Raw genomic sequence first — 5036 nt, forward strand, 5'->3', positions numbered from 1 at the left:
GCCTTCGACGGGCTCTTCGTCGTAGCGGGTGGGGAACGTCCGAGCGCGACCCACGCGGAGGTCGAAGCCTTTGATCCAGAGAGCGGCCGCTGGCTGAGCCTGCCCCCCTTACCGACGGCCCGGCATGGCCTCGCCGCGGCGGCCGTGGGTAACGTCCTCTACGTGATCGGCGGCGGCACGCACCCCGGGCTCTCGGTCTCGGGCCGCGTGGAGGCCTTGGAGGTGCACTGAGCCGAGCAGCGCTAAAGCCGCTGTCATTCACGGTCCTGTATGGAACCGCTGATCCCACTTTTCCTCATGGGCGCACTGTTGGCCACCCTCCTGCTCGGCCCGCCGGTACTCAAGGCTCGGCGCCGCCAGCGCCTGCAACGGACCCCTTTTCCCGCGGAGTGGGAGAGAATCCTCTTCGAACGGCTGCGCTTCTACCCGCGGATGCCTGAGCTCTTGAGGCAAGAACTGCGGCGACATATCCCGGTCTTCCTCGCCGAGAAGCGCTTCTACGGCTGTGGTGGGTTGGAGATCAGTGAAGCGATACGGGTGCTCATCGCCGCGCAGGCCTGTCTTCTCATACTGAACCGCAAGACCGATTCCTATGGAAAACTCCAATCGATCCTGGTCTACCCTTCGGCCTTCATCGTCAACCGCGAGCTGGTGGACGAGGCGGGGGTCTGTACGACTCGTCGTGAGCCTCGTATCGGGGAGTCCTGGGAGGTGGGCCGGGTGATCATCGCCTGGGACGAGGTGGAGGGTGATGCAGGGGATCGCTTTGAGGGGGAGAACGTCGTCCTCCATGAGTTCGCCCACCAACTGGACCAGGAGGACGGGGTCGCAGACGGGACGCCGGTGCTCGACAGCGTAGCCCGTTACCGGATGTGGGCGGAAGTGCTGGGCAGCGAGTTCCGGACCCTGCGCGACAAGGCGTCGCGCGGGGAGACGACGGTCATGGCCCACTACGGCGCCGAGGACGCCGGCGAGTTCTTCGCCGTGGCCACAGAGTCCTTCTTCGAACAGCCGGAACGCCTGTCTAAAGAGCACCCTGCGCTCTACGCGGCGCTGCGGGACTACTACCGGGTGGATCCCGCCGCATGGCATTAATACGATGGTAGGTGCAGGACCACCGCCCAACAACAAAGGAGCGACCCGCGACCTTCACGTGCGGCCCAGGCAGTCCGACGTCCTACTGTGACGGCGGTGTGCATCCAGTGACGACGATGAAGCTACTAATCAACATTGACGTCGACGACCTTGATAAGGCTGTAGAGTTCTATGCCAGTGCCATCGGGCTTCACCCTGGGCGTCGTCCTTTCGGAGATACCGTCGCCGAGATGCTCGGTGGGTCCTCACACATCTACCTGCTCGCGAAACAGCCGGGGAGCCTGCCGAGCGCACACGCCTCGCAGCGACGTGATTACCATCGCCACTGGACGCCCGTGCACCTTGACTTCGTCGTTGACGATGTCTGGGCCGCGGTCCAACGTGCGTTGAATGCGGGGGCCAAGCTCGAAGGCGAGGTCCAATGCCACCCTTGGGGCTATCTTGGCACAATGAGCGACCCATTCGGCCACGGGTTCTGTCTATTGCAGTTCATAGGCAGCGGTTACGATGAGGTCGAGTCGACGGCTCCTAGGCAGAGCGTTATATGAAGAAAACATACACCGGAAGCTGCCACTGCGGCGCGGTCCGCTTTGAGGCGGACATTGACCTGAGCGCGGGACAGATGGGTTGCGAACGAATGGCGGAAACAATGGCAGCTGACGGGCCTGTTGATCCCTGCTTATCAACGGGGATCAGAATCCGCGTGTTATTGAGCGCACTGCATAATCAGCGCGTCCATAACCCCCGGACAATTAATATGCCTGGGAGACTCAACATGCTGGCTGGATTGAACTTTCTGCAACCCGCGAGCAGAATATCACCTTGTAAGCCGACACTTCGGTCGGCCAATAGACGTTAGCCAGTTTACACGTATTGTCCCGCTGTTATGAAACTAACGCTCCGTAAGATTGGAGTTATGTGCGGCATACTGGCTCCTGTCTTATGGGCATCGGCCATTATTTTCTGCGGCGGTCTAAGACCGGAATACAGTCACCTGACGCAGTACATTAGTGAGCTTGGTGAGCGGGGCGGCTCTACCGAGTTCATTATGCGGTACGCCGCATTTGTGCCCACTGGGCTCATGCATACGGCTTTTGCGGCATACTTGTATGTTGCATTCAAAGGTAGCCCGCTTGCCACAATTGCAGCAATGCTGCTTGCCATAAATGGGGTAGCCCGCCTTGTCGCAGGCATGTTTCCCTGCGAGATTGGGTGTGCCCTGCCTAGACTTTTACTCAGTCAGAAGTTGCACAGCTTATCGGCTGGCGTAGGTTTTTTTGCGCTTATTGGTGCCTCGGTCCTTTGGGGTATCTTATTCAGGCGATATCAAAGCCTCCGAGGCCTTAGTGCGTACTCTATCGGTTCTGGATGCTTGGGTTTGGTACTTCTGGCGCTCATGTCGTGGAGCGCCGAACTGAGAGCGGGCACAGGTCTCTACGAGCGCTTATCCTCGGGTCTCTTGTCTTTGTGGGTGTTCGTGTTCGCGGTTCGGTTGTGGTGGCTCAAGGCATACAGCGTAACGGCTGCTGGCCGGCTAACTTGACGTTAAGTGGCGTTGACTCCGTCCGCTCGCTGTGTCTCCGCAGCCCAGCGGAACAGTGAGTGGTTGTCGGTCACACACGGGACCTTTAGAATGCCTCCACGTCACTTGGAACGACACCGCGCTGAACGCATCGGCTGGCTCCGCGCCGCGGTATTGGGCGCGAACGATGGCATCGTTTCCACCGCGAGCCTGGTGCTGGGTGTTGCAGCGGCTGATGCAACTCACAGCAACGTATTGGTCGCAGGGGTTGCCGGCCTAGTCACCGGCGCCATGTCAATGGCTGCCGGCGAGTATGTGTCCGTCCACTCACAGGCAGATACCGAACAGGCAGACATCGAGCGTGAACGCAAGGAACTCACGACGGACGATCCGGGCGAGCGCAAAGAATTGACGGCGATTTACGTCGGTCGAGGCCTTGATCCTGCGCTTGCGAAACAGGTCGCCGATCAACTCATGGCGCATGACGCGCTCGGCGCACATACCCGCGACGAACTCGGGATCTCCCAGGCTCTTAGTGCGCGTCCTGTTCAGGCTGCCTTTGCTTCGGCTGCCAGCTTCGCTGTTGGAGCAGCTATGCCCCTCTTAGTCACCTTATTGTCCCCCGAGACGAGCCTGATCTGCCTCGTCTCAGGTACTTCACTCGTTTTCCTAGCGTTCCTAGGTGGGGTGGCTGCGCGCGTCGGTGGAGCGCGTGTGGCATTGGGTGCAATGCGCGTCACGTTCTGGGGTGCGCTAGCCATGGCGTTGACCGCTGGCGTCGGAGCTCTGTTTGGAACGGTTGCGTGAGCGAATCGAACTGCTGGCGAAGCGGCGATATGCCACCTAACAACAACTCGGACGCGCTGACACGCACCGGTTAATTCGTGGGTTGAGAGTGTCTCGGGTCGGGCGCTGTTCATCGGACGGCCGATGGGCAAAGTGCGGCGGTTATTGGGGTTTCGCAGCGTGGGACTTGCCAGCTATGAGAAAGCCGTGGTCTGAGCTATCCCGGGTTTCGCGGACAGTTTAGTTAAGCACCTCCGCACCATTTTCTCTCAACTTGCTCGGGGGTGCGATAGCCGAGCGACTGGTGAATGCGTTTGCGGTTGTAGAACAATTCGATGTAATCGAAGATTGCCGCTCTCGCTTCATCCCGTGTCTTGAAGTCGCAGTGGTGGATCAATTCATTCTTTAGGTTCGAGAAGAAGCTCTCCGCCACCGCATTGTCCTGCGGCGCCTTCCTGCCGTTCATGCTGGGTACGATACGGTGTGCCGCCATGACTTCGCGATAGGGTCTGCTGTTGTACTCCGGCCCGCGATCGGTGTGGTGAATCAAACCTGGCGCAGGGCGGTGGTGTTGCAAGGCCATCATCAGCGCGCCCACGTGCAAGGCTTGTCCGAGGCGGTGATCCATCGCCCAGCCGACGACCCGGCGGGAGAACAAGTCCAGCAAGACGGCCAGGTGCAACCAACCTTCGCGGGTGCGGATGAACGTCATATCACCCGACCAGACGCGGTTGGGTATCGGGGCATTGAAGTATCGCACCAGCAAGTCAGGTGCTGGCGCTGCCGTCTTGTGATGCTCGACGGTGAGGCGTTGGCGCTGCCGGCGTTTGGCTTCGATACTGCCTTCGCGCCGCAGCCGCGCGACACGATGCTTGCCGCAGGCGATGCCTCGCTCATTGAGCGCGCGCCAGGTCTTCACGGCGCCATAGGCTTCACGGTGTTCGACATGAACTCGGCGAATCTCGACCAGCCGTTGTCGATCTGCCCGGATGCGGGCACAGACCGGTCGATTCAGCCACGCGTGGAACCCGCTCTTCGATACACCCAGCAGCGCGCACAGCCCTGAGACCGGAAACCGCTGATGATGGTCACGGATGAAGCCGTACTTCACGGCAGTTCCTTCGCGAAGTACGCCGCGGCTTTTTTTTAAAATGTCGCGCTCCTCGCTGACGCGCTTCAATTCGCGGCGAAGACGCTCGACTTCGGAATATTCAACCAACGGCTTGGCGCCAGGACCTCGAAACGCCCCAGCCTCTCCCTTGAACCGGAGCTGCGCCTGCCACTTGTGCAGCTGATTGCGGCGAATGCCCAATTCCAACGCAATCTGCGTGGCCGGCTTCTGACCCGCCTCCAGCAGCTTCACCGCTTCCAGTTTGAATTCCTTCGTGAAGCGCGCACGCTTGCGGTCCGGATTGACCTTCTCGACTGCCTTTCCCATTTGACACCTCCATCGGTATTGTCTACCTTCAAAAGTGTCCACAAAATCCGGGATAGCTCAGTCTGTCCCTGCTACCAGTATTTTCTAATTCAAAGATGAGTCTGAAAGAAGGTAGTAAAGCCTGGCCTCCTAGGGTGAAAGAGTACTGGCCTCCGGGGATAGCTGGGGGCGTCGGGAGCCTGGGCGGTGCGACGA

The 5036-nt window shown here is 59.9% G+C and carries 5 protein-coding genes and 1 pseudogene; 5 read left to right on the plus strand and 1 reads right to left on the minus strand.

The genetic code is table 11. The features are described from left to right. The 5 genes and pseudogenes from M3436_19140 to M3436_19160 all read left to right on the plus strand — a co-directional run. Positions 1–231: kelch repeat-containing protein (locus tag M3436_19140; protein ID MDQ3566105.1), on the plus strand; the 231-nt coding region annotated here is incomplete at its 5' end. Positions 232–270: 39 nt separating this feature from the next. After that, positions 271–1095 (plus strand): zinc-dependent peptidase, encoded by an 825-nt coding sequence (locus M3436_19145; GenBank protein ID MDQ3566106.1) that lies wholly within the window; start codon positions 271–273, stop codon positions 1093–1095. Positions 1096–1211: 116 nt separating this feature from the next. Further along, positions 1212–1643, plus strand: coding sequence for a VOC family protein (locus tag M3436_19150; protein MDQ3566107.1), 432 nt, complete (start codon positions 1212–1214; stop codon positions 1641–1643). Further along, positions 1640–1714: pseudogene (locus M3436_19155) on the plus strand (GFA family protein). The gene M3436_19150 and the pseudogene M3436_19155 overlap by 4 nt, the downstream one beginning before the upstream one ends. A gap of 1014 nt (positions 1715–2728) precedes the next feature. Continuing rightward, positions 2729–3424 (plus strand): VIT family protein, encoded by a 696-nt coding sequence (locus tag M3436_19160; protein ID MDQ3566108.1) that lies wholly within the window; start codon positions 2729–2731, stop codon positions 3422–3424. Between the two features lie 223 nt (positions 3425–3647). Here the strand turns inward: M3436_19160 and M3436_19165 are convergent, their stop codons facing one another. Further along, the gene (locus M3436_19165; GenBank protein MDQ3566109.1) at positions 3648–4766 is read right to left on the minus strand and encodes an IS3 family transposase; all 1119 of its coding nucleotides are present in this window, start codon (positions 4764–4766) and stop codon (positions 3648–3650) included. Between the last annotated feature and the right edge of the window lie 270 nt (positions 4767–5036).

This window comes from Pseudomonadota bacterium (assembly GCA_030859565.1).
Taxonomy (GTDB): domain Bacteria; phylum Pseudomonadota; class Gammaproteobacteria; order JACCXJ01; family JACCXJ01; genus USCg-Taylor.